Origin of the sequence: Micromonospora sediminimaris, from assembly GCF_016863575.1 — a bacterium.
Lineage (GTDB): Bacteria > Actinomycetota > Actinomycetes > Mycobacteriales > Micromonosporaceae > Micromonospora > Micromonospora sediminimaris.
In genome coordinates this window covers 177,743-203,697 of record NZ_BOPD01000011.1, presented here as the reverse complement: position 1 = coordinate 203,697, position 25,955 = coordinate 177,743, and the positions used below count along the sequence as shown (strand labels likewise).

At 70.4% G+C, this 25,955-nt stretch carries 23 protein-coding genes; 10 read left to right on the top strand and 13 right to left on the bottom strand.

Annotated elements, in window-relative coordinates; genetic code table 11:
- Positions 1-80: 80 nt before the first annotated feature.
- Positions 81-1,097: a CehA/McbA family metallohydrolase gene (locus tag Vse01_RS10260; RefSeq protein ID WP_170863459.1), complete on the bottom strand. Its 1,017-nt coding sequence runs from the start codon at positions 1,095-1,097 to the stop codon at positions 81-83.
- On the bottom strand, positions 1,090-1,818 hold the full coding sequence (locus tag Vse01_RS10255) for a CBS domain-containing protein (protein ID WP_093405664.1): 729 nt from the start codon (positions 1,816-1,818) through the stop codon (positions 1,090-1,092). The genes Vse01_RS10260 and Vse01_RS10255 overlap by 8 nt, the downstream gene beginning before the upstream one ends.
- Positions 1,819-1,998: 180 nt before the next feature.
- Here Vse01_RS10255 and Vse01_RS10250 point away from each other — a divergent pair, with 180 nt between their 5' ends.
- The 4 genes from Vse01_RS10250 to Vse01_RS10235 are packed head-to-tail and all read left to right on the top strand — an operon-like array spanning position 1,999 to position 5,282.
- Entirely contained in the window at positions 1,999-3,012 is a 1,014-nt protein-coding gene (locus Vse01_RS10250; RefSeq protein WP_232511278.1) for a hypothetical protein, read from the top strand.
- Positions 3,009-3,464: an ABA4-like family protein gene (locus Vse01_RS10245; RefSeq protein ID WP_093405666.1), complete on the top strand. Its 456-nt coding sequence runs from the start codon at positions 3,009-3,011 to the stop codon at positions 3,462-3,464. The genes Vse01_RS10250 and Vse01_RS10245 overlap by 4 nt, the downstream gene beginning before the upstream one ends.
- A gap of 4 nt (positions 3,465-3,468) precedes the next feature.
- Positions 3,469-4,659 carry a sensor histidine kinase gene (locus tag Vse01_RS10240; RefSeq protein WP_093405669.1) on the top strand — a complete coding sequence of 397 codons (1,191 nt, stop codon included), beginning with the start codon at positions 3,469-3,471 and terminating at the stop codon, positions 4,657-4,659.
- Positions 4,656-5,282 (top strand): response regulator transcription factor, encoded by a 627-nt coding sequence (locus Vse01_RS10235; RefSeq protein ID WP_093406102.1) that lies wholly within the window; start codon positions 4,656-4,658, stop codon positions 5,280-5,282. Before Vse01_RS10240 ends, Vse01_RS10235 begins: the two co-directional genes overlap by 4 nt.
- A gap of 6 nt (positions 5,283-5,288) precedes the next feature.
- Here the strand turns inward: Vse01_RS10235 and Vse01_RS10230 are convergent, their stop codons facing one another.
- Positions 5,289-5,591, bottom strand: coding sequence for a MoaD/ThiS family protein (locus Vse01_RS10230; protein ID WP_093405671.1), 303 nt, complete (start codon positions 5,589-5,591; stop codon positions 5,289-5,291).
- On the bottom strand, positions 5,588-6,703 hold the full coding sequence (locus tag Vse01_RS10225; RefSeq protein WP_093405674.1) for a WD40/YVTN/BNR-like repeat-containing protein: 1,116 nt from the start codon (positions 6,701-6,703) through the stop codon (positions 5,588-5,590). The genes Vse01_RS10230 and Vse01_RS10225 overlap by 4 nt, the downstream gene beginning before the upstream one ends.
- Positions 6,704-6,946: 243 nt before the next feature.
- Here Vse01_RS10225 and Vse01_RS10220 point away from each other — a divergent pair, with 243 nt between their 5' ends.
- Complete coding sequence (locus tag Vse01_RS10220; RefSeq protein ID WP_093405676.1) at positions 6,947-7,372, top strand: hypothetical protein; 426 nt, start codon at positions 6,947-6,949, stop codon at positions 7,370-7,372.
- A gap of 15 nt (positions 7,373-7,387) precedes the next feature.
- Complete coding sequence (locus Vse01_RS10215) at positions 7,388-10,009, top strand: caspase, EACC1-associated type (RefSeq protein ID WP_093405679.1); 2,622 nt, start codon at positions 7,388-7,390, stop codon at positions 10,007-10,009.
- Positions 10,010-10,045: 36 nt separating this feature from the next.
- On the opposite strand, the gene Vse01_RS10210 is transcribed toward Vse01_RS10215, so the two are convergent.
- The 6 genes from Vse01_RS10210 to Vse01_RS10185 form a co-directional block, all read right to left on the bottom strand.
- Positions 10,046-10,552, bottom strand: coding sequence for a hypothetical protein (locus tag Vse01_RS10210; RefSeq protein WP_093405682.1), 507 nt, complete (start codon positions 10,550-10,552; stop codon positions 10,046-10,048).
- A complete protein-coding gene (locus Vse01_RS10205; RefSeq protein WP_093405684.1) occupies positions 10,542-12,344 on the bottom strand; it encodes a RyR domain-containing protein in 1,803 nt (600 codons plus the stop codon). The genes Vse01_RS10210 and Vse01_RS10205 overlap by 11 nt, the downstream gene beginning before the upstream one ends.
- A gap of 157 nt (positions 12,345-12,501) precedes the next feature.
- Positions 12,502-14,115, bottom strand: coding sequence for a flavin monoamine oxidase family protein (locus tag Vse01_RS10200; RefSeq protein ID WP_093406104.1), 1,614 nt, complete (start codon positions 14,113-14,115; stop codon positions 12,502-12,504).
- Positions 14,116-14,241: 126 nt separating this feature from the next.
- Positions 14,242-15,780 (bottom strand): arabinofuranosidase catalytic domain-containing protein, encoded by a 1,539-nt coding sequence (locus Vse01_RS10195; protein ID WP_093406107.1) that lies wholly within the window; start codon positions 15,778-15,780, stop codon positions 14,242-14,244.
- 171 nt (positions 15,781-15,951) lie between these two features.
- Positions 15,952-17,166: an erythromycin esterase family protein gene (locus tag Vse01_RS10190; protein WP_093405687.1), complete on the bottom strand. Its 1,215-nt coding sequence runs from the start codon at positions 17,164-17,166 to the stop codon at positions 15,952-15,954.
- Between the two features lie 67 nt (positions 17,167-17,233).
- Positions 17,234-17,623 (bottom strand): MerR family transcriptional regulator, encoded by a 390-nt coding sequence (locus Vse01_RS10185; protein ID WP_093405689.1) that lies wholly within the window; start codon positions 17,621-17,623, stop codon positions 17,234-17,236.
- A 64-nt stretch (positions 17,624-17,687) separates the two neighbouring features.
- Here Vse01_RS10185 and Vse01_RS10180 point away from each other — a divergent pair, with 64 nt between their 5' ends.
- Positions 17,688-18,320: an NADPH-dependent FMN reductase gene (locus tag Vse01_RS10180; RefSeq protein ID WP_093405692.1), complete on the top strand. Its 633-nt coding sequence runs from the start codon at positions 17,688-17,690 to the stop codon at positions 18,318-18,320.
- A 52-nt stretch (positions 18,321-18,372) separates the two neighbouring features.
- Here the strand turns inward: Vse01_RS10180 and Vse01_RS10175 are convergent, their stop codons facing one another.
- The 3 genes from Vse01_RS10175 to Vse01_RS10165 all read right to left on the bottom strand — a co-directional run bounded on the left by Vse01_RS10175 (position 18,373) and on the right by Vse01_RS10165 (position 22,244).
- Positions 18,373-19,662 (bottom strand): serpin family protein, encoded by a 1,290-nt coding sequence (locus Vse01_RS10175; RefSeq protein WP_139233152.1) that lies wholly within the window; start codon positions 19,660-19,662, stop codon positions 18,373-18,375.
- A gap of 127 nt (positions 19,663-19,789) precedes the next feature.
- On the bottom strand, positions 19,790-21,739 hold the full coding sequence (locus tag Vse01_RS10170; protein ID WP_093405697.1) for a DUF2075 domain-containing protein: 1,950 nt from the start codon (positions 21,737-21,739) through the stop codon (positions 19,790-19,792).
- A 121-nt stretch (positions 21,740-21,860) separates the two neighbouring features.
- A complete protein-coding gene (locus Vse01_RS10165; RefSeq protein ID WP_232511279.1) occupies positions 21,861-22,244 on the bottom strand; it encodes a nucleotide pyrophosphohydrolase in 384 nt (127 codons plus the stop codon).
- 132 nt (positions 22,245-22,376) lie between these two features.
- On the opposite strand from Vse01_RS10165, the gene Vse01_RS10160 reads away from it, so the two are divergent.
- The 3 genes from Vse01_RS10160 (at position 22,377) to Vse01_RS10150 (ending at position 25,942) form a co-directional block, all read left to right on the top strand.
- On the top strand, positions 22,377-22,745 hold the full coding sequence (locus Vse01_RS10160) for an MmcQ/YjbR family DNA-binding protein (RefSeq protein WP_093405699.1): 369 nt from the start codon (positions 22,377-22,379) through the stop codon (positions 22,743-22,745).
- 69 nt (positions 22,746-22,814) lie between these two features.
- Complete coding sequence (locus tag Vse01_RS10155; RefSeq protein WP_093406113.1) at positions 22,815-23,417, top strand: dihydrofolate reductase family protein; 603 nt, start codon at positions 22,815-22,817, stop codon at positions 23,415-23,417.
- 392 nt (positions 23,418-23,809) lie between these two features.
- The gene (locus Vse01_RS10150; RefSeq protein ID WP_232511280.1) at positions 23,810-25,942 is read left to right on the top strand and encodes a PQQ-dependent sugar dehydrogenase; all 2,133 of its coding nucleotides are present in this window, start codon (positions 23,810-23,812) and stop codon (positions 25,940-25,942) included.
- Positions 25,943-25,955: the final 13 nt, after the last annotated feature.

The window sequence follows — 25,955 nt, the reverse complement described above, 5'->3', positions numbered from 1 at the left end:
CCCGGCCGGAGCCTGAATGTGACGAGCACCGGTCTGGATGTGCCGAGGGCGCCAGCGCCCGGCGGGACGGGTGCCGCCGGTCAGGCCAGGATGACGGGGTTGGTCAGGGCCGCCATCCGCCGATCCGGGTGGCGTACCTCGGCCCGGACGAAGCCGCCCTCCCGCACGGCGGTGCGCCAGCGGACCGTGCCCGCCCCGTCGGCGGGAAGTCGCTCGCGGAGCACGGTGCCGCGTTCGGTGTGCAGACTGACGACGCCGGACGGCACCCCATACACCCGCAACCGCACCTCGATCGGCTCGCCGCCAGAGTCCAGGCGTTCACCGACACCGACCACGCGATCACCGCTCGCGGCGGTGAACGCCAGGTCGACGGCGGCGGAGCCGGCGATCCAGCTCCGGCCGGTCCGCAGGCCGGCGAGGACCGCGTCGACGCCCAGTTCCTCGGCGAAGACCACGGTGTGCGGGGTGCCGAGCTGACCGGCGAGGTGGGCGTCGCTGTTACCGAGCGTCGGCCACCACCGTCCCCGATGGATGTCGTGGCCGAGGTTGCGTCCCCACTCGGCCAGCGCCGCCTCGTTGTCCGCGTTCCACGGCAGGTCCGAGCGCCACTGTCCGTTCCACACCTCCACCGCGTCGAAGCACCGGTACGGATAGGCCAACGTCCCCGACTCGTACGGCGCGTACGGGTGGGCGGCCACGCAGATCCCGCCCCCTCGGCGTACCCGGGCCAGTTGCCGGTCGATGGCGTCGTCGCGCACGCCGTAGCGCCACTCGATCTGGTGCCCGGGTTCGAGGCCGAGGGCTAGCCAGTGACCGGTGTGGGTGGTGACCTCCTGACCGAGGATGACCAGCAGGTCGTCGCCCGCGTACCGGCTCCACTCACCGTGCCCGGCCGTGGTGTTGTGCTCGGTGGTGGCGACGAAGTCCAGCCCGATCTCGCGGGCGGCGGCGGCGAGCTGCCCCGGGGTGAGTTCGCCACCGGCGGAGAGCGTCGTGTGCAGGTGGACGTCGCCCCGGTACCAGCCGGGCCCCCGACCCGCCACCCGCCGGGCCGGGTACTCCGCCCCGTCGGGATGCCGGAGCCGGTCTTCAGTCACGCGAGGGTCGCATGAGACGCTCGGCGGTGCCGAACGCGTAGCCCCTCGACTCGATCAACTCCGAGTCGTCGCGCTCCCAGGCCAGTTCGTCGATCACCTCGACGACTCCGGCGAGCCTGGCCGCGTGATCGGCCACCATACCGGCGAGGCTGCGACTCTCGACGGTGCCGGACAACGTCACCACGCCGTCCACCACGCCGACCGTCACGGTGTTCGGGTCGATCCACAGGCCGCGCAGCAGGGTGTCGACGACGTCGGCGCTGATCTCCGCGTCCGGCCGGGTGTGGATCCGCAGCAGATCCCGCCGCGACACGATTCCGACCAGCCGCCGGTCGGTGTCCACGACCGGCATCCGCTTGACCTGTGCCGCCTCCAGCCGCCGGGCCGCTGCGGCGACCGACGCCGTCGGCCCGACGACGACCGCCGGCTCGGTCATCAGGTCGCCGGCGACGGTGGCCTGTGCCTTCGCCGCCACCCGGCGAACGCCGATGATCCGGCGGTGCCGCTCGTCCCCCGCGGCCTCGATCTTGTGCAGCAGGTCGGCCTCGGACACCACGCCGAGGACGTGACCCTTCGCGTCCACCACGGGTGCCGCGCTCACACCGCTGCCCACCAGCGCGTCGACCACCTCACGGTACGAGGTGTCGGGCCGCACCGACACGACGTCGCGGGTCATCACGTCGCCGACCGTCCATTGCGTCTTCTTCTTCAGGGTGGTCATCGTCGCCTCCTTACTCCGCCACGCTGCCACCATCGCTGACCTGCCGACAGAGGCATTGGCCCTGCCTCCGGGTCCGTTCTTCCTCTCCTACCCAGGGAGGAGACGGCACTCGACCACCGGCCGCGGTCGAGGCCAGTGGTCGGGCGACGTCGGCCCGTACGCCGACCAGCATCTACAGACATGACTGACAACCTGTCGCGGCGGGCGTACCGGCACCGCCCCCTGATGGTCTTCGTCTCGGCGATGGCGGTGCTCGCCGTCGTTTGTGCGGTCGGCGTCGTGGCCGACCAGCGGGTCCTGACCGGCGTGCCGATCTGGCTCAAGCCGTTCAAGTTCTCGGTGTCGTTCGTCCTGTACGGCGGCACCCTGGTCTGGCTGCTCTCCCTGCTACGTCGCCGTAGCCGGGTCGCGGAGTGGGCGGTGACCGTGATGGTCGCCATGGGTGTGGTGGAGATGTGCATCATCGTCGGACAGGTGCTCCGCGGCACCACCAGCCACTACAACGAGACCAGCCCGGTCAACGCCGTGCTGTGGCAGCTGATGGGTGCAGCGATCATGGTGCTGTTCGTCGCGCACGTCGTCGTCGGTGTCGCGGTGCTACGGCAGCCGATCGCCGGCCGCGCCGGCCGCTACGCGATCGGTCTGGGGCTCGGGCTGGCGGCACTCGGCATGCTGGTGGCGGTACCGATGACCCTGCCGGATCAGGCTTCGGTGATCGAGGGCGTCGCCGGGGCACACAGTGTGGGCGTGCCCGACGGCGGGCCGGGGCTGCCGCTGGTCGGCTGGAGCACGACCGGTGGGGATCTGCGGATCGGGCACTTCGTGGGGCTGCACGGGATGCAGGTGTTGCCGGTCCTGGCGCTGCTGCTGAGCCGGTTCACCGGTGGTGCGTTGGACGAGCGCACCCGAGCACGGTTGCTGCTCGTCGTAGGCGCCGGCTACGGTGCGGCGACCGTACTGCTGACCTGGCAGGCGCTGCGCGGGCAGCCGCTGCTCCGGCCGGACACGCTCACCCTGGCCGCTGCGGCGGCGCTGGCAGTGGCGACCGTAGCCGCTGCCGGCGCGGTGCTGGCCCGACACCGGTTTTCGGCGACCACTGTCGAACATCGGCCGGCGGGCCCGGGTGAGCAGCGGGCGGCGGGTCCGCGCGACGGGCGGGTCGCGGGTGACGAGCGGACGGAGGTGACCGTGTGAGCGCCACGTTGTTCTCCTTGACCTTCGCGGTGGCGGCACCCTTCTGGGCGCTGATGATCCTGCTGCCGAACTGGACGATTACCCACCGGATCATCCGATCACCGCTGATCGTGGTGCCGGTCGTGGCGATCTACGCGATCCTGGTGGTCCCGGCGTTCGCAGAGGTTCTGCCGGCGGTGATCGACCCCACCCTCGACGGCGTACGGGAGTTGTTGGGCACTGCCGACGGTGCCGCGGCGGCCTGGGCACACTTCATCGCCTTCGACCTGTTCGTGGGCCGCTGGGCCTGGCTCGACAGCCGGGAACGGGCAGTTCCACCGCTGGTGATGGCGCCGGTGCTGCTGCTGACGATCCTGCTGGGCCCGATCGGCCTGGCCGCCTATCTGGTCGTACGCACCAGATGGGCTGACCCGACGGCCGCTGCCGGCCTCGACGAGCACCGCCTAGGCTGAGGCCGTGGCCTGGGTGGGACGGCTGTTCGACGCGCGCGACAGCCTGGTGCGGATGGTGCTGCTCATCCTCTCCGGCCTGGGCTACCTGTTCTTCGGCGCCCTGTCCGCACCGACCAGCACCCAGTGGATCCTCGCGGTGCTCGCCTTCGCGATCGGGCTGGCGCTGCACCACCGGCCGCTGGCCGGCATGCTGACCCAGACCACGCTGCTGGCGGTCGCGATCTGGCTGGTCGACGACTTCATGATCAATCAGGTGGGTGCCAGTTGGGCGCTGCTCGAACTGACCATGGTCGCCCGCCGGGGGCGGACCATCTGGCTGGCGGCGGGGCTGCTGGCCGTGGTCGACCTGACCGACTCGATCGGCGATCCGCTGTCGCGTCTGCTCTCCGGTGTGTTCGGGCTGCTGGTGGAGGTCGGCGTTCCGCTGCTGCTCGGGCTGGTCATCCGGACCACCCGGGAACTCGGGCAGCAGTCGCGGCAGCGGGCCGAGGAGGAGCAGCGGCGGCGCGAGTCGGAGAGCCGTGCAGCGCGTGCTGACGAGCGCAGCGCCATCGCCCGGGAACTGCACGACGTGGTGGCGCACCACGTGGCGTCGATGGTGCTGCGCGTCGGGGTGGCCCGGCACGTGCTGACCGACCTGGATCCACGGGTCGGTGAGGTCTTCGACGACGTCCACGGCACCGGCACGGCAGCCCTTGCCGACCTGCGCCGGCTGGTCGCGGTGCTACGCGACCCCGACGGCGTACGCGGCGACGCCGCGCTGACCGCGATCGAACCGTCGGCGCTGCCGGCCGCGCTCGGCGCCGCGGTGGACCGGGCCCGTCAGGCCGGTGTCACAGTGGTCGCCGACATCGACCCGGCGGTCGGCGCCCTCGACGCGGTACGCGGCCTCGCGGTGCTTCGGCTCAGCCAGGAGGCGTTGACGAACGTGGCCAAGCACGCCGGTACCGCTGCGGTGGCGCGGCTCTCGGTAAGCGTGGTCGACGGGGCCGTTCACTGGGAGGTGGTCGACGACGGTCGCGGCTCGGTGCCCGCCACCGTGCCGGTCGGCGGCGGGCACGGCATCACCGGCATGCGTGAGCGGGTCGAGGTCCTCGGCGGACAGTTGACGGCCGGCCCGACCGGCACGGGGTGGCGGGTGGCCACCGTGCTGGACGGAACCCGTGCCGGCCCACGCGCGACGGAGCCGGCGTGATCCGGGTACTGCTGGTCGACGACCAGCACCTCATCCGCGCCGGCCTACGCATGCTCTGCGAGGCCCAACCCGACATCGAGGTCGTCGGCGAGGCCGACAACGGCCGCGACGCGATCACCCTCGCCGCCCGGCTGGTGCCCGACGTGGTGGTGATGGACCTGCGCATGCCCGGGGTCGACGGGATCTCCGCCACCAGCCGGATCATCGCCGACCGTCCCGGTGCCCGCGTCCTGGTGCTGACCACGTTCGGCGACGACGACCACCTGTATCCGGCGTTGACGGCCGGCGCCTGCGGCTTCCTGCTCAAGGACGCACCGCCAACCGAGCTGTTGGAGGGTGTGCGCCGGGCCGCGACGGGCGACAGCCCGTTCAGTCAGGAGGTGCTGCGCCGGTTGGTGCAGCGCGCGGTGCACGCCCGCACCGGGCCGCCGTCACCTGTCACCGGGCTGACCGCCCGGGAACAGCAGGTGCTGGAGCTGGTCGCCGACGGGCTGTCCAACGGCGAGATCGCCGAGCGGCTGCACATCGGCGTCACCACTGTCAAGTCCCACGTCACCAGCCTGATGACCAAGACGGGCAGCCCCAACCGGGTACGCCTGGCGCTGTTCGCCCGCGGCCTGTGAGCCGCGTCAACCGCCGGCCATCGCGCCGAGGACGATGAACGGCTCCTGCCCGGCGACGACCCGCTCGGGCAGGGGCGTGTCGGGTGAGCAGTTGGACAGGTCCTCCTCGCAGGCGTAGAAGCGGACGAAGGCGCGGCGCTTACCGCTGTGCCGGTCGCGGATGGTGCCGAGCAGCATCGGGTACCGCGCCTCGACGGCGTCGAGCACCAGGCGCTGGGTGGCCGGCCCGGGGCCGGCCACCTCGACTCGCACCTCACCGGTGACCCCGGCGAGGGTCTTCAGGTGAGCCGGGAGGACGACCCGGATCACGGCAGCACCTGAACTTCCACCGAGAGCACCGGCGGCAGGTGTTGGACGATCGGCGCCCAGCTGTCACCGCCGTCGGCGGAGCGGTAGACCTGGCCGCCGCTGGTGCCGAAGTAGATGCCGCAGGGGTCGAGCGTGTCGACGGCCATCGCGTCGCGCAGCACGTTGACGTAGCAGTGGGACTGCGGCAACCCGTCGGTCAGCGGCTCCCACTCGTCGCCGCCGGTGCGGCTGCGGTAGACGCGCAGCTTGCCCTCCGGCGGGTAGTGCTCGGAGTCGCTCTTGATCGGCACCACGTAGATGGTCTCCGGCTCGTGGGCGTGCACCGCGATCGGGAAGCCGAAGTCCGACGGCAGGTTGCCGCTGACCTCGCGCCAGTTCGCGCCGGCGTCGTCGCTGCGCATCACGTCCCAGTGTTTCTGCATGTACAGCGTGTCAGGGCGCGACGGGTGCTGGGTGATGTGGTGCACGCAGTGGCCGACCTCGGAGTCCTGGTCGGGAATCTCCCCCGACCGCAGGCCCTTGTTGATCGGCAGCCAGCTGGTGCCGCCGTCGTCGCTGCGGAACGCGCCGGCCGCCGAGATGGCGGTGTAGATCCGACCCTCGTGGACCGGATCCAGGATGATCGTGTGCAGGCACAGGCCACCCGCGCCGGGCTGCCACGACGGCCCGCTCGGGTGGGTACGCAGGGCGGTCAGCTCCGTCCACTTGCCGCCGCCGTCGTGGGACACGTAGAGCGCCGCGTCCTCCGCGCCCGCGTAGACGGTGTCGGGATCGTCGCGGGACGGTTCGAGGTGCCAGATGCGCTTGAACTCCCAGGGCCGCGGGGTTCCGTCGTACCAGAGGTGGTCGCCGACGTCGCCGGCGTAGGCGAAGTCGTTGTCGACCGTGGTCCAGGTCCGTCCGCCGTCGTCGGAGCGCTGGATCAGCTGCCCGAACCAGCCGCCGGACTGGGAGGCGTAGAGCCGGTCCGGATCGGCCGGCGAGCCGGTGAGGTGGTAGATCTCCCAGCCGCCGAAGTGCGGCCCGTCGACCGTCCAGCTGCCGCGTCTGCCGTCGGAGGTCAGGATGAACGCGCCCTTGCGCGTCCCCACCAGTACGCGTACACCACTCATCAGCGTTCTCTCGTCTTCGTCGGGTCGGTGTGGCGGTCGCCGCGCGACCGCCGCACCGACATGCATCAGTCCTGGTCGGTCTACTCCTGAGGTACGACGAACTGGCATCAGCGAAACGGACAGCAACCCGCCGCCGCGCGGGATCCCCCCGCTTTCTGTCGGATGCCCGTCACTCCCGCCCCTGACCCGTATCCCGCCGTGGCGGCCCTTGCACGGTGTAGTGACAGCGACCACGATGGGATCATGGTCGATGGATTGATCTTGCAGGTCGGGTCGGACGGTCCGCTCAGCGACGAGGAGTTGGCCGAGCAGGCCCGCCATCTGAAGGAACACCTGAACCAGCTGCCCGGTGTCGAGGCGAGCGAACTGACCGCCGAGGCCGCACCGGGTACCCGGGACACCGCGAGCTACATCTTCGGCGTGCTGGCCCTCGCCGTGTTCACCGTGCCGACGGTCAAGCGGGCGGCGGCGGACATCCGGCACCTGGCCGAGGTCATCAAGCGCTATCAGGAGCGCAACAAGGGCAAGCGACTGCGCATGACCCTTCCCGACGGCACCGAGATCGACGTACGGGACGTGTCGGAGAAGACCCTGGCCGAGCTGATCAAGTCGGTGTCGGTGCCCCGGCAGGGTACGGCGGCCGTGCCCGAGAAGGTCGACGGTGACTGACCCGGCGGAGCCACGGTGAAGCGGGCGCTGCTGGTCGGGGTGGGCAGCTACGCCAGCGAGGCGCTGCCCACCCTCGACTCCCCCGCCAGCGACCTCAAGGACTGGGCCCGGCTGCTACGGGATCCGACGCTCGGCGCCTTCGACGACGTACGCGATCTCCTGGACGCCGACTCGTACCGCCTCCAGCTCGCCCTCTACGACTTCCTGACCAGCGCCGACCCGCACGACTTCCTGCTCGTCTACTACTCCGGCCACGGGCGGCTGCATCACGGTCACCGGCTCTACCTCACCGCGACCGACACCGACCCCGACCGGCTGCCACCGACCTCGGTGCCGACCGACGAGTTCCGGCACTGGGTCGACGAGTGCCGCGCCCGCGAGCTGGTGCTGATCCTCGACTGCTGCCACGCGGGCGCCTTCGGCGACCTCAAACAGCGCGGCGACCGCAGTCGCATCGTCGTGGTCTCCGCCGGGGCCACCGAGCTGGCCCACGAGGGCGACGGTCACAAGCAGCACGCGCTGCCGTCGGCATTCTCCGGTCCGTTCCTGGAGGGGCTACGTACCGGCGGGGCCGACCGGGACGGCAACGGGATCATCAGCGTGCGAGAGGCGTTCGAGTACGCGGCCGTGCGCATGGTCGACCGGGAACGCCGGCAGACACCGCAGATGCGCGCCGCCGGCGTCGGTGATCTCATCCTCAGCAACGCGCCCCGCCGGCCCCAGCTGATCCCGGAGGAACTGCTGGCGCTCACCCGCAGCCGGCTCGCGGCGGCCCGGGTGCTGGCGGTGGACGAGCTGAGCAACTGGGCGTACGGCCACCAGCGCAGCCGGGACCAGCTGGTCGCCGCCTTCGAGACGCTGGAGACCCTGGAACGGGATCCGGCGGAACGGGTGGCCGAGCGCGCCCGCCAGGCCCTGTCGGGGCGGCTGCGGGTCACCCGCGCCGAGGTCGCGGAGGATCCCGGGCCGCCGGAGCCCGCGGGCGAGCCGGGCTGGGCGGCCGGCAGCACCTTCTACGAGGTAAACGTCCGGTTCTTCTACGACTCCGACGGAGACGGACACGGCGACCTGCGGGGTGTCACCGAGAAGCTGGACTACCTGCGCCGCCTCGGCGTCGACTGCCTGCTGCTCAACCCGATCATGGCGGCCCCGGCGCTGGGCGACGGTCGGGCGGCCGCCGACTTCGAGGCGATCGACGAGGGCCTCGGTGCCCCGTCGCACCTGCTGGAACTGCTCAGCCTCGCGCATCGGCAGGGGTTGCGGGTGGTGCTGGACCTGGTGCTCAACCACACCAGCGACCAGCACCCGTGGTTCCAGGCGTCGCGCAGCGACCCGACCGGCCCGTACGGCGACTTCTACGTCTGGAGCGACAGCGGCGACAGTTACGCCGAGGCCGACGACCCGCTCGGCAGCCACGGCGCGGGGTGGACCTACGACAGCCAACGCCGCCAGTACTACTGGCACCGCTACAGCCGGTCCGAGCCGGACCTGAACTACGACGCGCCCGAGGTACGCGCGGCGATGCGCGACGTGATGGCGTTCTGGCTCCGCCAGGGCGTCGACGGGCTGCGCCTGCTCACCGTCCCGTACCTGTTCGAGCGCAGCGGCACCTCCAGCAAGGGGCTCGACGAAACCCACGGCTACCTGCGTCAACTCCGATCCTGGTTGGACACGACGTACCCGGACCGGATCCTGATCGCCTGGAGTGAGGACTGGCCGGAGGGGGCGGGCGCCTACTTCGGCACCGCCGAGCACCCCGAGTGCCATCTGGTGATGTACGCCTCGCTGATGCCGAGCCTGCTGCTGGCCATGCGACGGGAGGCGCACCGGCCGGTGTCCCGGGTGCTGGCGCAGATGGGCGACCAACCGTCCGACCGGCACTGGGCGGTGTTCCTGCGCAACGGCGACGAGATGTCGCTGGGCCTGCTGCACGAGCGGGAACGCGACGACCTGCTGCACGCGTACGCCCCGCTGGCCCGGATGCGCGGTGCGACAGGCATCCGGCGGCGCACGGCGACCCTGCTCAACGACGACCGGGGGCAGTTGGAGCTCGCCTTCGCCCTGCTGCTGTCGATGCCCGGCGTACCGGTGCTGTACTACGGCGACGAGATCGGCATGGGTGAGAACCTGGCGTTGCCCGGCCACCTGGCGTTCAACACCCCGATGCAGTGGGCCCCGGACCGCAACGGCGGCTTCTCGGTGGCGCAGCCGGAGAACCTGCCGGCACCCCCGATCCACGAGTCGATCTACGGCTACATGGCGGTGAACGTGGAGAACCAGCTCCGCTCGCGCTCGTCGCTGCTGCACGTGGTCGAGAAACTCATCGAGACCCGGCACGCCTGCCCGGCGTTCTCCCGCCCCGGTTGCCGGATCGTCCGCTCCACAAACCCGGCGGTGCTGGCGTTCCTACGTGGTGAGCCCGACGACGAGGTGCTCTGCCTGTTCAACTTCGCCCGCTATCCACAGACCACAACGCTGAGCCTGGCCTCGCACGTCGGTTGCCGGCCCCGGGAGTTGACCGGCGGCGCCGAGTTTCCCGGCGTGCCGGATTCGGGCGAGTACGACCTGGGCATCGCCGGGCACGGCTTCTTCTGGCTCTCGGTGGCCGCGGGTCTGCGTGACATACCGTTCGAGTAGCTCGTCGCCCGCCACCGTGGGCCGCGACTGCCGGGCTCATCCCGCCGGGGACCGGCGCGCGTCGGTGGGCCAGATGACGGTGGTGGGGATGCCCCGCTCGCGGGCCCAGCCGACGGTCCGGTCGGTCGACGCGTCGTGGCAGCCCGGTTCGCCGTCCCAGACCGCCACCAGCCGCTGCACCCGCAGCAGCAGCTCCCGGTTCGCGGCCACGTAGGCGGCGGTGCCGGAGGTGCGGTGGCCGGTGTGCAGGACCCGGGTGGCGCGGCCCAGCAGCTCGTCGAAGGCGCCCCGGGCCGCCGGGGCGATGGTGTCCCGGTAGTCGGGGGCCGGCAGGACCACCTCGTACGTGCCGCCGCTGTCCAGAACCGCGCGGGCGAAGATCTGGTCGGTGCCGGCCGCCAGGCAGGTGACACCGTGCACCGGCCGGTCGCTGATCCGGCGCAGTTCGAGGCGGATCGCCTCGGCGACCAGCCGCTCGGTGGCCGGGGTCAGGTTGATGTGGCCGGTGACCCCGACGCGGACCGGTTCCCGTTCAGGCGGCATCGGCCGACCCTCCCCGCTGGACCGGCACGGTGTGGCCCAGTCGGATCAACTCGAAGCCGCAGTCGGACAGCACATCGGGCAACGCCCGGATCTCCTCCCGGTTCTGCTCCTTGGCCGCCGGTGGCAACTCGTCCCACGGCCGCAGCAGGTGATGCCGACGGCGGACGTCGTCGCGTGGCTCGCCGTACGTCCAGCCCTCGGAGCGCCGTTCCCGGCACCACCGCTCGTGTTCGAGTCGGGCCAGCTGTTCGACCCGGTCGTCGATGGCCCGCCCTGCCGCGGAGGCGTCACCGGCACCGCCGTGCCGGGGTGCCACGACGCAGCCCAGGTTCAGCAGCTTGGCCGCGATGTCCTGGACGTGGCTGCGGTTGGCGCGGCGCAGCGACTCCGGCAGCCGGGACCAGGGCACCATGGCGGGTGCGTCACCAAGACGTACGCCGGCCCGCTGCTGGGCGTGCAGGTACCGCAGATGAATCTGCTGGGCGAGTCGTTCGGTGAGGTCCTCGGCGATCAGCCGGGCGTCGCAGGCGTGCGTCAGCACCGGGTACAACCGCAACTTGCCGTGCACCTCGTCGAGCAGGTCGTGGCGGACGTCGCCGTGAAAGGCGGCGGCGAGCGCGGCCTGCCGGTAGACCGGCACGAAGACGATGCTGCGCGCCCCGCGCCAGAGCGCGGGGGTGTCCAGCGCGAAACGCAGGCCGCTGATCTCGTCAGGGGCACAGAGGTAGATGCGGTCGTAGCCCTCGGCGGCGAAATGGTCCAGGCCGACCAGCCCCGCGATGTCCCGGTCGTACCCGACCAACCGGCAGACCTCCCGCAGGAACGGGTAACGGGCGGTGGCCAGGGCCAGTTCGGCCCGGGCGTCCGGTGCCACGAGATCCACCCGCAGCCGACGGCCGGAACCGCTCTGGTCGGCCTGACGCGCCCGCCAGTGCCGGGCGGTCTCCACCAGCAGCGCCCGGCGGAAGCTGCCGCCACCGGCGATCAGGACGGTCGTCGACCGGTCGGGGGCCGACGGCAGCGGATGGTGCCGGTGCAGCGCCCGGGCGGCGATGTCGTCGACGTGGAAGTAGTCCAGACGCAGCCGGCTGGACCCGGCGGCGCCGAGCCGCCGGGCCTGCAACGACAGGCACATCTCCGGGTCGTGGACCTGCACGTACACCCGGGGCGGGTGGCGTCGGTCCTGGATCAGCCGGTTGGCGGTGTTGGCGATGGCGTGGTTGCGGTCGTCGTCGTCGGTGCAGGCGTAGACGGTGTGCGCCCGGGGCAGGCCGGCCCCCCGCAGCACCTCCTCGTTCGTCGGGTCGCCGACGACGCCGAGGTAGCGGCGTCGGCGGTACTCCAGCGGCCCGAACGGTTCCGAGCGGACGACCACCACCCGGTCGCCGTCGGCGTAGAGCCGGTCGGCCAGCATGTGTGCGAACTGGGAGTCGCCGCAGACGACGGCGTGGCCGCCGGCGCGCCGGGCCCGCCGCCGCCGGATCTCCGTGGCCAACAGCAGCCGGCCGGCCTCGGCCACCGCCAGCAGGGTGAACAGCGGCGCCATGAACCGGGCCACCTGCAACTGCCACGGATAGGGACCGGGCTGCTCGAAGAGTTCGGCGCTGAGGAAGAACAGTTGCAGGTCGTAGTAGAGGATGTCGTACCGGTCCCCGATGGCCTCGGGGCGTACCCGCGAAAGGCGGTCCAGGCCGATGTAGCCGAGCACCGAGGCGACCAGGCCGATCACCCCGAAGACGACCCGCAGCCACCACGTGGCGGGACGGGCCGCACCGGGGACCGGCTGGGTCATCGCGCGGCTGCCTGAACCCGCCGGTGCCCCAGCCACCGGATTACGACCATGCGCGCAATGCTATTGGACAAGATTGATCACCAGGGTCGGCGACGTGCCGGCCGGCCGGGCACTTTTCGCAGGTGACGCCGTTTCGTCGAGGTCGGACTGTCGGGGCTCAGCTCGACATGACCCGGGCGTGCAGGTCGGTGACCACCTTGCGGGCGGACTCGAACGCACCGGCCTGCCAGGCGATGTAGTGGCTGAGGTGGTCACCGGCGAAGTAGACCCGACCGTCCGGCTCCAGCAGCCGGCCGTACTGCCCGCTGGTGCGCGACGGCCACGACACCCAGCCGCCCTCCGAGTAGCGGGTGCGGTCCCAGGCCACCGAGAACGACGTCTCCAACTCCGTCCGGTACGCCTCACCGTGGATCCGCACGCCCTGGGCGACGGCGCGGGCCTCCCGCTCGGCGGGCGTGAGCGCCGCGTACGCCTGGGCGTTGGCGCCGAAGTTGTAGTAGCCGACCACCACGCCCTTCGCCCCGTGGTAGCCGTAGGACGGGTACCAGATCGTGGCGAGGTCCAGGTTGGTGTTGGTGATGCCGGAGTAGATGTTCTCGTCCTGCTCCCACCACCGTCGCCGGTACTGCAAGCCGATCTTGCCGGTCGCGTTCGGGACCGGGTAGGCCAACGCGTCCCGGACCGGCTGGGTGAGATTGGCCGGGATCTTCGCCAGCACCTGTGGCGGGATGGTGCAGACACAGAAGTCTGCGGTGGCGGTACGCGGCCGGCCGCCCGGCCCGTCGTAGACCACGGTCACCCCGGAGCCGGTGTTGGAGATCGAGCGCACCTGCGCGCCGTAGGTGACGAGCCGACGCCCCACGGCCGCTTCGAGGGCGTACGCGATGCGGTCCATCCCGCCGACCGGCTGGAACATCAGCATCGCCTGGTCGTAGCCGAACTCGAAGGAGAAGTACCGGCCGATGCCGCTGGCCAGCACGTCCGTCAGCGGGTACGGGGTGAGTTTCGGGGTGCCCGCCTCGAAGCCGGCGCCCGGCTCCACCAGGTAGCCGCGCCGGTTGGTGCCCGCGTACCGCCAGCTGGCCGCCGGGTCGTCGGCCACCCGGCCGCCGATCGCGCCGAAGCCGCGCAGGAACTCCAGCAGCCGTTCCTTGTCCTCACCCGTCAGGTAGGTGTCGAGCGCACCCTGGTCGGTGGCCTTGGCGAGCAGTTCCGAGACGTACCCGTAGACATCCGCCTTGGCCTCGCGGTGCCGGATCGGCCGGCCGGACAGCGCCCCGGCGTTCTCGTTTACGTAGTAGGCGTCGGCGTTCTGGTTGCCGAATATCTCGATCGGCACGCCGAGTTCCCGGCAGTAGTCGAGGGTCACCATGTGCTGGGCGATGCGGGCCGGACCGGCGTTGAGGTACTGGCCGTCGGCGAAGCGGGCCCGCTGGGTACGCCCGTCCAGGTCGGTCTCGGTGGTGCCGCCGCGCACCGTCCAGTTGCGCCCGCCGGGCCGGTCACGCGCCTCCAGCAGACGCACCAGGTAGCCCGCCTTGCCCAGCTCGTACGCGGTGGCCAGGCCGGCGATGCCGGCCCCGAGCACCAGCACGGACTTCGCCGAGCGGCCGGTAAGCGTGAAGTCGGACCGGTTCGGCGCCCGGAACGGTGGCGCCGCCTGCGCGGCGGGTGCCAGGCCGAGCGCACCCATCGTCCCGTAGAGCACCCCGGCCCCGCCGGACACCCCGACGGCCTGGAGGAACTGTCGCCGTGTCGTCGGTATCGTCACCGCCACCTCCCACACAAGATCGATGCCCGACGATCTCAGTGACGGGTTTCATGGACGAATCTCTGTTGTTACGCGTGGATCACCGGCCGGGGGTGCGGCCAGTGATCCACGCGCCGTGGGCGACCGTCAGCGGTAGCCGGCGGCGATGATGTTGGCGTGCACGGCGTTCTCGGTGGCGTCGGAGGGGTAGCCGGCGACCATGGCGCCCTCGTAGAAGGTGCCGGCGCTGAGGTTGGCCCCGCCGTCGGGCTTGCAGCAGTCCCCACCGCTGCCCAGGACGATCGCGCCCTGCTTCTTCATCGGGCTGTAGCCGGGCGGCAGCGGTCCCTCGTAGAGCGTGTAGAGGCTGCCGGACTGGGCGTTGCTGCCCTTGATGGCGAAGCGGGTGGTGCCGTTGTTCTTCAAGGTGGCGGTGACGAACTTGTGCGGGAAGGAGCGCTGGTTCGGGTTCCACGACTGGCTGCCGCCGGGGAACAGGCCCCACTCCAGGTCCGCCTGCACCCACGGGCCCGTTCCGGAGCACCCGCCGAACCAGCACTGGGTGCTGAAGTTGATCGCGTCCATCGCGCCTGCGGCGTCGGCCTTGCGGGTCGTCTCGCTGTTGCCGTAGTCGAAGCAGCAGCCGTTGTTGACGTGGGTGCCACTCGTCACCATGTACATGCCCTCGGGCGCGCTGCCGGTCGGCACGCCGGTCAGGTGGCCGTCGCGCCAGTAACTGTTGCCCGGGTTGATGTACAGCGAGTACGCCTTGCTGCCCCCGACGGTGAGCGACTCGGTGGTGGCGATCGCCGGCCGGCTCTGCGGCGAGCCGGGGACGACTGTGGACCCCTGATACCACAGGTCGTTGCCCCGACCGGACTGGTCGTAGATCACGGTGATCACGCACTGCGTACCGGCGCAGAACGAGTCCTGCGTGGCCGCGTTTGCGGTGCCGCCGGTGGTCAACAGGCCGATGTCGCGGGTCGTGTTGTCCGACGAGCGTCGCACCTGGTAGAGGTTGCCACGGTACGCCGCGTACAGCGCCCGGGTCGTGCTGTGGGCCGCCACGCACGCCGTACCGCCGGCCGCGTAGATGTCGCAGGGCAGCGACCCGGCCGGCGGGGTGGGCGGCGGGCTCGTCGGCGGGGGTGCCGGCGAGGTCCACTGCTGGTTGGTGCCGCCGTGACAGGACCACAGGATCATCTTCGTGCCGTTGCCGGTGCCGGCGTTGTTGGCGTCCAGGCAGAGCCCGGACTGCACGCCGGTGATGGTGCCGTTGGCGTTGACGTTCCACTGCTGGTTCGTGCCGCCGTGGCAGTCCCAGATGATCACCTGGGTGCCGTTGCTGGTGCCGGCGCCGTTGGCGTCCAGGCACTTGGTGCCGTACACCTGAAGTTGCCGGCCGGCGGTGTAGGTCCAGGTCTGGTGGGCTGCGCCGAAGCAGTCCCACAACTGGGTCTGGGTGCCGTTCGTGGTGCTCGCGTTCGGCACCTCCAGGCACCGCCCGGAGGCCACACCGGTGATCACGGCGCTCTGCCCCGGGACGATGGCCTCGGCGATCACCGGGCCCGGCGCAGCGACCGCGACCTGGACCTGTGGGGCCAGGATGGCCCCACCCACCAGGACGAGAGCTGACGCGCCGATGGCCGCCAGCCGTCGGGGACGGTGACGTCTCGCAACGATCATGGTGATTCCTCCGGGGGTGGTGGTGGTGGTGGAGGTCGGGGTGCGACTTCCGAGAGCATAGAGGAACTTAAACATGATTGGTATGACGTCCGACGACCCTGAATGCGCACGCGTCAGCACGGCCTGTCACTCCGGTCGATCCGGTCGATCCGGTCCCCAAGTACGGACGGCTCACCGAATCCTGCTCCAGGCCGTACAATTCGCCGCTACGCGAACACCCTCACCGAGGACGAGGTGGCGCGGTGTCTGCCGACCGTACTGGCCCAGCCGGGTCTCCGGCTCGATCACCAGCGGGTGGATCGGGGTGACGGTGGGAATGAAGGCGATCACGTCGAAGCTGCCGGCAAGGGTGGGCAGCTCGTAGTAGTGGTCCTCGTCGCGCTCGGCCTGGTAGAGGCCGGAGATCAACCGGGTTCGCCACGGCCGTTCACGCCGCTCCGCGAGGTTCGCAGGAACGGCGGAGCGCAGGTCGATGATCCGCTCACCGGGGTCGTCGAGCAGCACCGCCTCCAGTGACGACGGGGCGGGGCGCGGAATGTCCGTCGCGGGGAGCCGGCCGTGGCCGAAGGTGACATGTACGGCTACGTATCCATCGCCCAGCGCGGCCCTCAGGTGTGCGCCCACCATGGCATCGCCGTGTGCCGCGACGTGTGCGCTGCCCTCCCAGAACACCACGCGGTCGCCGGTACGCCGCAGGTGGTCGAGGAGTCGCCCGGCGGCCGCACGCTCCTCCGAAGCCGCGTCGTAGCCGCCGCCGAGGGCGTGCGCGTGGAAGTCGACGATCGCGTCGATCAGCCGTAGCGCCTCGTCGCGCCCCGGGCCGGCCGACAGCTGGGCGGCCAGGTCGCGGGAGGTGCGGGCGAGTTCCACGAAGGGTACGCCCGGGTGGGTGCCACGCAGGCGTTGGACGTGCTCACCGTTGTCGTGTGCGGTACGGATGACGGCGAAGATCTCGCCGATCCGGGCCGCGGTCGCCGGTTCCACCGGATCGAGCAGCGCCACGACCCGGTCGTAGTCGGCTGGCAGCGCACGCCGCCCGTTGACCGCGATGACGCGTACCGGATCGTCGGGGTGATGTGCGTTGTGCCGGCGCAGCCGGACCAGCGCGTCGCGCATCTCGGTCGTCCGCCACGGACCCCAAGCCTGGCCGAGCGCAGTGTCCAGGTCGACGTCCTCGCCCCGGACGTAGCAGTCGTAGAGGTCGCCGACCCGCTGGTTGTCCAGCAGCGCGACGGTCCGGAATCCGCGCCGGATCAACTCGTGGGTGGCCTCCTCGACCAGTCGGAAGGTCTCGTTGGCCTCCCGGGTGCTGGTGCCGAGGCCGACGATGGTGGCCGATTCGACGAGGGCGGCAAGCGTCCGGGCGGACGAAGGGAGATCACTCATGCCCCCGACGATCGGGGTTCAACATATGTTGAAGTCAAGTCCGCAGGCGGTCACGTTCACGGGTCGGTCATCGTGCGGGATCGGCCCGCCCGATCTCGCACAACCTGGTGCCCGACTCCAGCGCCGCGAGCTGCGCCTTGAGGTTGCGTACCCGCCCCTCGACCTCGGCCACCAGCCGGTGGGCGACGCCTGCCCACTCGTCGGGTGTCGGATCGGCCGACAGGTCGGCGAAGAGAGCGGCGATCTCGCGGACACTCAGACCCGCCCGCTGGGCGAGCTTGGCCACCTGGATCCGGCACGCGGCGGACCCGTCGAAACGACGTTGGTTGCCGGCCGTGCGTACCGCGGTGATGACCCCGTGGCTCTCGTAGAACCGCACGGCGGACGGCGCGACGCCGCTGTCGACGGCGACCTCACCGACGCTGAACGTCCGAGGGGAACCCGCGAGCACTGTCATGGCGGCAGGATAGGCACGCGGGCGACTTGACTTCAACATATGTTGAACCTGCACGGTCTGGGACATGAGTGTTTCGACCGACCAGCACAGCAGCTTGTCTCCCGCCGCCGGCATACGGGTGGCCGTGATCTCGGGCAGCGTCCGTAAGGACCGCATGGGCCCGACGATCGCCCGCTGGGTCGCCGCCGCCCTGAACCCGGCTGCCGCGCTGAAGCCTGATGCCGGGATGGGCCCTCTTCACATCGACCTGATCGACGTGGCCCACGTGGAGCTGCCCGACGACAGCCTCCTGTATCCCGGCGGCGGGCCGAAGAGCGAGGTCGCCGACCGGATAGCCGCAGCCGACGCGTTCGTGTTCGTCACGCCGGAGTACAACCACAGCTACCCCGCCTCGCTCAAGCGCCTGATCGACTGGCACTACGGCGAGTGGCGGCTCAAGCCCGCGACCATCGTGGCCTACGGCGTTTACGGCGGGTACGCGGCGATCGAACACCTGCGCGGCGTACTCGCCGAACTCAGCGTAGTGACCACCCGCCGGGCCCTGGGTCTGCGGGTGCCGTGGACGGCCCTGGACGACCAGGGCCGCTACACACCGGACGCGGAGCTTTCCCGTGGCCTGACCGCGAGCCTGGCCGAACTGCGCTGGTGGGCGGAGGTGCTGGCCGACGCCCGTCGGGACCGCACCCCGCCCACCTGACCCGACCGGCCCGGACGCGACCGGCTCGGACGTGGCCGTGCCGCCGGGCCGGTCAGCCGGTGACCAGCGGGTCGTGGACCCGGCCGAGGAACAGCGGCACGCCGGTGACCCGGTCGTGGATGACGTACAGGAACGGCCGGTTCACGAAGAACTGCGGCCCCTGCGGGATCGACGGTGGCCGGATGATGACCGCCGACGCGGCAGCCGCCTCGACACCCTTCTCGTCCACCCCGATGAACGTCTCGTGCACCACGTCGTCGATGCACAACGCCGGGTCGGTGGTGCTCATCCCGGTGAAGTCGGCGTACGGCGTGAAGGCCGTGGGCATGCCGAGGCCACTCAGCGCCGCGCCCAACTGGGCCGGCAGGCGGAACGTCCACCGGGGCATCCGCAGCTCGATGTCGGTGAACTGGAAGCCGGCGAACAACGCGCTCAGCCACGCCCCGTCGAGGTTGGCCTCGACCGCGGCGAGGTTGTCCCGGGTCGGCATGACGATCGCCATGGCCAGCCCGTTGCCCGCGAGCGGTACGTCGACCGCCCGCCAACCGTCGCCCAGGAGGTGCCCCATCCGGTCGAACGGGCCGCGCATCATCGGCACCTGGACGACCGTGCCGTCATCCCGGGTGAACGGTTCCTCCACTGTGGCGGACGCCCTGAAGGGGTAGTACCAGGCCGCCTTGAGGTAGGCCGTGTTGGTGAGCATCAGGCTGGTGTCGGAGCGCACCGAGTCCGGTACCAACAACTCCGGGATCTTCGCGTTGGTCCGATCGGACACCCAGGTGTTGATCTCCTGGCGGGCCGCTTCCGGCGCGTCACGGAAGTCGACCGGGTGCGGGAGGGCACCGTAGTAGCCGGCCAGGGTGTCCCGGAACCCGGATCGCAGGCCCAGGTCGAGGCGGGTCCACACCGCGTTGGCCGTGGTCATCCGGGGCTGCCGCACTCCGTCGCCATCCTGGAACCGCCCGGCGAGCGACTGGTCGACGGTGTTCAGACCGCTGTCGAGCGCGCCGGGTCGCGGATGCGGCGCGTGCAGCACGGCATCCATCTCGTCCGCCGTGGTCGAGCCAGCACCCGCCCTGGCCATCGCCAGAGCCAACTGGACCGAGTACGGCGCGCAGACCACGTTGCCACCGGTGTGGCTCGACGCGATCGTGCGGTAGAGGTCGGCGGTGAAGCCGCGTACCGCTGTCGCGGCGGCCTGCATGGTGGCCGGGTCGGGCGGTACGCGTACCGGATCGCTGGACGCGGACGCTCCGGTGAGCCAGCGGGGATGACCTGGGGCGGCGGTGAGAGCGGCGGCCGCGAGTGGCACCGCTCCGAGAATCGATCGACGCGAGACCATGCCCCGACGGTAGTGCAGCGTTACCGGGACGTGACGGAGGAAGGTCCAGAATGCATCGAACTTCACCAATGTTCGTTACTTGCGTACGTACTCCGACAACCGCTGCCCTCTGCCCCGCCAGGACCGGTCAGTCGAACGTGCGGCCACCCCCGCCGTCGCCATTCTGCTCATAGTGGGTTTCCACCTCGCGGGTGGGTCTCACCAGAGCAGCCAGGAACTCGCGGGTCTCCGGGTCGACCGAGTGGATGATCGTCCCGCGCATACCGCGGGTCAGCAGCACCTTGTAGGTGTTGCGGATCAGCCGGTCGGCTTCGTCGTCGCTCACGGCTTTGCGGCTCCGCAATGCCGGATCCTTCGACTCGCCCCGCCGGGTCACCAGTCGGCCGTCGCGCGCCACCAGGTCGGGGCCGATGATGACACCGGACCAGTCGTACTCGAAGCCCTGGGCGGTGTAGACGCAGCCCACCTGGTCGAAGCCGTTCGGATCGGTGGCCCAGAAGGCACTACCGGGAGCATCACCCACGCTGCGATCGCTCTTGACGTTCCAGGGTCGGGCCCACTCACCGACCACCACGTCCGGCACAAGGGTGCCGTCGAGTCGAGGGTCGCTCCACGGCCAGCAGTAGCCGGCCGACATCCGGGCCGTCTGTCCCGGCTCACCGGCGGCGCCCGGCGGGCGTTGGCGCGCCCGCAGGAACGCTTCCAGCTGCGTCGGGGACTCCGCCAGCCGCAGATCGAACCGTCCGTCGCCGGCCCACACGGTCGGTCCATCGCCGTCCAGGCCGAGCAGAGTGAGCACCCAGTCCTCGTACGCCGCGCTGCCGCCGCACCGGAACTGGTCGTGCAGGGCGACGACTTCGACCTCCAGGCCCAGCTTCCCGGCGTACGCCGAGATGACCTCGACGCTGCCCAGCTCCCCCGGTTTGACCACCTGATGCTCATCGAGCAGGAAGACCGGCACGCGCGCAGTCGAGATCAGTTCGTCCAGCTGCGGCCTCGCCCGGTCCCGCCGAGCCTTGGGTGTGTACCGGTTGACGGAGGTTTCCCGGATCCGGTGTGCCTCATCGCAGAGCAGCACCTCGATGTCGTTGGCCCCGGCGTCCATGAAGCTGTTGAAGTACTTGAACATCCCTTGGAGCCGGGTCGAACGGTGTCCGGCGTAGCGACGCAGGGTTTGGGTGAACGCGCGGGAGCCGGTGGCGTGCAGCACGGTCCGACCCTGACGGGCCAATTCACCCATCACCGACAGGGCGATGACGCTCTTGCCGCTGCCTGGTCCGCCGGCCACCACCACTGCCCGCTTTCGGTTCGCCTTCCGGGCCCGCTCGACCGCGTGCAGCACCAATTCGTACGCCACGTGCTGCTCGTCGAGCAGCGTGAACTGTGACCGGTCTTTGAGTTCCTGCGCGGCGTACCGAAGCAGATGTCGACTGGGCCGGACGGTGCTGGTCAGGAAGCGATCGGCGGCGGCCGCGCCGGATTTCGGCGCGAACCGCGACTGGAGATAGGCGAGCCACTGGCCGCGACGCTGCCTGGTGAAGAGTCGGCTCTGCTCGGTGACTGGTCGACCGAGCAGGTCGACGATGTCCCGGTCGACGGCGTTGTGCAGGTAGGCGGCACCATTGAGCGGGTAGCGGCGGCGGCCCAGGATGCCGAGAAAATCGGTGAGGTACTGGCAGTAGTCGGCGACCTGCACGCCGGGATGCAGTCGTGGTCCACGTGCGTGCTCGACCGCGACCAGGGTGTCGGATTCCTCGTACGCGGTCGCGTAGGACCATTGCTTCAGCTCCACGACCAGATAGGAGTCATCCCCGCTACGAGGATCAACGCCGGCGAGCACCGCGTCGATGCGTCGGCTGGTTAACGGCAGTTGGTACTCGACCAGCACCTCCACCTGGTCGAGGCCAGCGTCGGCGAGATCCTGCGCCAGGACCGGCAGGCTGTTCATCCAGGACCGCCGCTCAGCCGGGCTCACTCCGTGGCGGATCGACCACAGATGCTCGGCGACCCGGTCGGCGAGGGTGCCGTCAGTGGCCAGACGCAACAGATTGGCGGCGGACGTCCGAAACGCCGACATTGGCACATGCCCCCAGGCAGCACGATGTGATCGTGCGGATGGGGGGCATATCCGTGCACCGGAAGCCCGTCGGACCGCTTGGCTCTGAGCACCTTACCGAGTCGGATCAGGGTCTTGGTGGCTAGCCGGTGCGGTCGGCCGAAGGAGCCTTGACGGCCGAGCCGTACGACCGCTCGACCGGGTAGCGATGCGCTGCCTCCGTCAACTTGTCGGTTGCGGCAGCCAGCGGATCGATGCCCAGGATGTCGCTCAGGCGGGCAAGGTAGATCATGACGTCGCCGATCTCGGCGCGCACCCGTGCGCCGTGCTCGGGATCGGCCATCACCTGCGCGGATTCCTCCGGGGTGAGCCACTGCAACTCGGCCAGCAACTCGCCCACCTCGCCGGCGAGGGCCATCGCCAGGTTCTTCGGCGTGTGGAACCGTTGCCAGTCCCGCTCGTCGGCGAACCGGCGCAGCCGGTGCACGAGGTCGGCCAGCCCGGGGTCGTTCGGTTCGTGTTCCACGGGGCCGAACCCTACCGCCGCCGGCCCATCAGTCGACTTCGGCCGGGCCGGTGAGTGCCGCCCGTCCCCGGCTTCCCGATCCTGCCCCCGGCGTTCCCGAGTTCTGTCGGACCGGTGTCGTAGCTTGGGCCGATGACCGACATGGTGGCGATCGTCTGGCGGGCCTGCCTGCGTCTTCCCGAGGTCAGCGAGCGGCTGAGCCACGGCACCCCGACCTGGTTCGTCCGGGGCAAGAGGTCGTTCGTCATGGTCTGGCCGGACGGCCATCATCAGGACGACTTCGCCCACCTGTGGTGTGCCGCCCTGCCCGGCTCCGCCGAGGAGCTGATCGCGGAGAATCCCCGGACCTACTTTCGCCCGCCCTATGTGGGGCATCGCGGGTGGGTCGGCGTACGCCTCGACACCGGGATCGGCGAGTCCGAGCTGGCCGAGGTCATCGAGGACGGCTATCGGTCGGTGGCGCCCCGGACCTTGCTGGCCCGGCTCGACGAGCCTCGATGAAGCCACGTTCCGACACAACCTGGCGTCGAGCCGGAAGCAGTTGCAGTTCACTACCTCATGGGAGACAGCGTGTCGGGTCGGTTCGTGTACTGGATGAACGTGTCGGTCGATCTGCGGATCGAGCGCGCCCCGGGTGAGCAGGGCGGCGGTGACTGGATGCGCATCGGGGAGTCGTTGCACCGGGAGTTCAACGCGCGGGCTCGGGCGATGTCGCTGATGATCGAGGGTCGCACGATCTACGAGACTATGGAGGCGTTCTGGCCGGGCGCCCGTGACGACGAATCCCTGCCGGACTTCATGCGTGAGTACGGCGAGATCTGGACCTCGATGCCCAAGGTGCTGGTCTCGCGTACCCGTGACAGCGCCGGGCACAACACCCGGGTCATCGGTGGGGACGACGCGATCGAGCAGCTCGGACGGCTGCGGGCGCAGTCCGACGGTGACATCGGGGTCGGCGGCGCCACCCTGGCGACCGGCCTGCTGCGGGCGGGGCTGCTCGACGAGCTTCTGCTCTTCACCCATCCGGTGGTGCTCGGCACCGGTCGGCCGTTGTTCGACGCGCACGACGAGCCGGTCGAGCTGGATCTGATTGAGCAGGCGTCGTTCGATCAGGGTGTGACGATGCACCGGTACGCGGTCCGAGGCGTCCGCAGCCCGGGCCCGGTGGCCTGACGGGCCACGCTGAGCCGTCGATCCGACCTGCACCGCCCTGAGGGCCGAGGATCCGCCCGCCGACCCTGCGGGCGGTTTTTCGTGTGTGGACGATCCTTTCGCCACCATAGCCAAAAGTTCGATTAAACCTGGCAGAAGCCATGGACATATCGACATCGCTTTTGTTAACTTCAGCCCGGATGTTACGACGAGGTGAACCGTCGCCGGGGCCAGCGTCTCGATCGTGACCTCCGACGGCCCCTCGGACACCTACCCCCAACTCCCAGTTCCCGCGCCCGCGTCGCCCACCGGCGATTCAACGGGCCATCCGGTGCTGCCCGACACCCGGAGGAGAAGCCCAGCACCCGTACGTCCCGACCTGCCCGACCCGTCCTCACACCTAGGAGAGGCAGTTGAAGAGACGACTCGCGCTCGCCGTGGCGGGCCTGACGACCATCACGCTCGTCGCCCCGCCCGCCAGCTCGATGGCCGCGCCGACCACCCCCACGGCCACGCCCGGCACCACCAGTCCCCCACCGGACACGGCCTTCCAGAAGGTCACCCTCAACGACCGCCCCGGCGAGCCGATGGACCTCGCCGTGCTGCCCGACGGCCGGGTGCTGCACGTGACCCGGGCCGGCGTGGTGTGGCTGCACAACCCCGACACCGGCCGCAACACGATCGCCGCCACTCTCGACGTCTACCAGCACGACGAGGAGGGCCTGCAGAACGTCGCCGTCGACCCCAACTTCGGCCGACGCGGCAACAACTGGGTCTACCTGTACTACTCGCCGCCGATGGACACTCCGGTCGACGACCCGTCCACGCCGGACGTCAACGAGGGCGACGCGCCGGCCTGGGGCTCCGAGGAGGAACTCGCGCCGTTCGAGGGCGTCATCCGACTGTCCCGGTTCCGGCTGGTCAAGGACACTCTGGATCTACGCTCCGAGCAGCGGATCATCGACGTGCCGGTGGACCGGGGCATCTGCTGCCACGTCGGCGGGGACATCGTCTTCGACGCCAAGGGCAACCTGTACCTCTCCACCGGCGACGACACGAACCCGTTCGAGTCTGGCGGGTACGCCCCGATCGACGAGCGGCCCGGCCGTAATCCCGCGTACGACGCGCAGCGCACCAGCGCCAACACCAACGACCTGCGCGGCAAGATCCTGCGGATCAAGGTCGGCGCCGACGGCAGGTACACCATTCCCAAGGGCAACCTGTTCAAGCCCGGCACCCGGGACACCCGCCCCGAGATCTACCTGATGGGTCTGCGTAATCCGTTCCGGATCGAACTGGATCGCAAGACCAACGACCTGTACGTCGCCGACTACTCGCCGGACGCTGGTCAACCCGACCCGCTGCGCGGACCGGCGGGGCACGGTAAGTGGTTCGTGGCCCGCAAGGCCGGCAACCACGGCTGGCCCTACTGCATCACTCCGCAACTGCCCTACCGGGACTACGACTTCGCCGCCGAGGAGTCCGGTGCGGAGTTCGACTGCTCGGCGCCGGTAAACGAGTCGCCGAACAACACCGGGCTGCGGAAGCTGCCAGCGACGCAACAGCCGGACGTGTGGTACAGCTACGATCTCTCCTCCGAGTTCCCGGAGCTGGGCACCGGCGGCATCGGCCCGATGGCCGGTCCCGCGTACCGCTTCGACCGGGCGACCACCCGGGGCCGCAACCCGGTGGCGTGGCCGGCGTACTACGACGGCAAGCCGCTGTTCTACGAGTGGACCCGCGACTACGTGAAGGCGTTCCAGCTGGACCGGCGCGGCAAGCTAGACGGGATCGAGCCGGTGTTGCCCTCGGTCGTCTTCGACAACCCGATGGACCTGGAGTTCGGCCCCGACGGCGCGCTCTACGTCCTCGAATACGGTGACGGTTTCTTCAGCGAGAATCCGGAGGCGCAGGTGGCCCGGATCGACTTCATCGGTCGGGACGGCAACCGCAGCCCGATCCCGGCGGTCTCGGCCAGCCAGACCGCGGGTCTGGCCCCGCTGACGGTGGAGTTCTCAAGCGAGGGCACCACCGATCCGGACGGCGACCGACTGCGCTACGAGTGGTACCTGGACGACGACGACCGGGTCGACTCGCGGTCGGCGAACCCGACCTTCACCTACCGCGAGAACGGCAGCTACGACGCAACGCTCAAGGTCACCGACCGGAAGGGACGCTCGGCGTCGGCGTCGGTGCGGGTCGTGGTCGGCAACGCCGTGCCGGTGGTCGAGCTCGTCGCGCCGGTCGAGGGCCAACCCTTCGCCTTCGGCGACACCATTCAGTACGAGGTACGGGTGACCGACGACCAGGCGGTGGACTGTGCCCGGGTCAGCGTGACCTACATCCTCGGCCACGACGACCACGGCCACCCGCAGACCACCGCCAACGGCTGCACCGGGTCGATACTGACCACTGTCCCCTCGGGGCACGACCCGGAGACGGACAACCTGTCCGCCGTGTTCGTCGCCTCCTACACCGACCCGGGTGACGACGGGCTGCCGCCGCTGACCGGGACCGACCAGGTCGTGCTCGTACCGGGCGTGTAGACACCCACGAGAG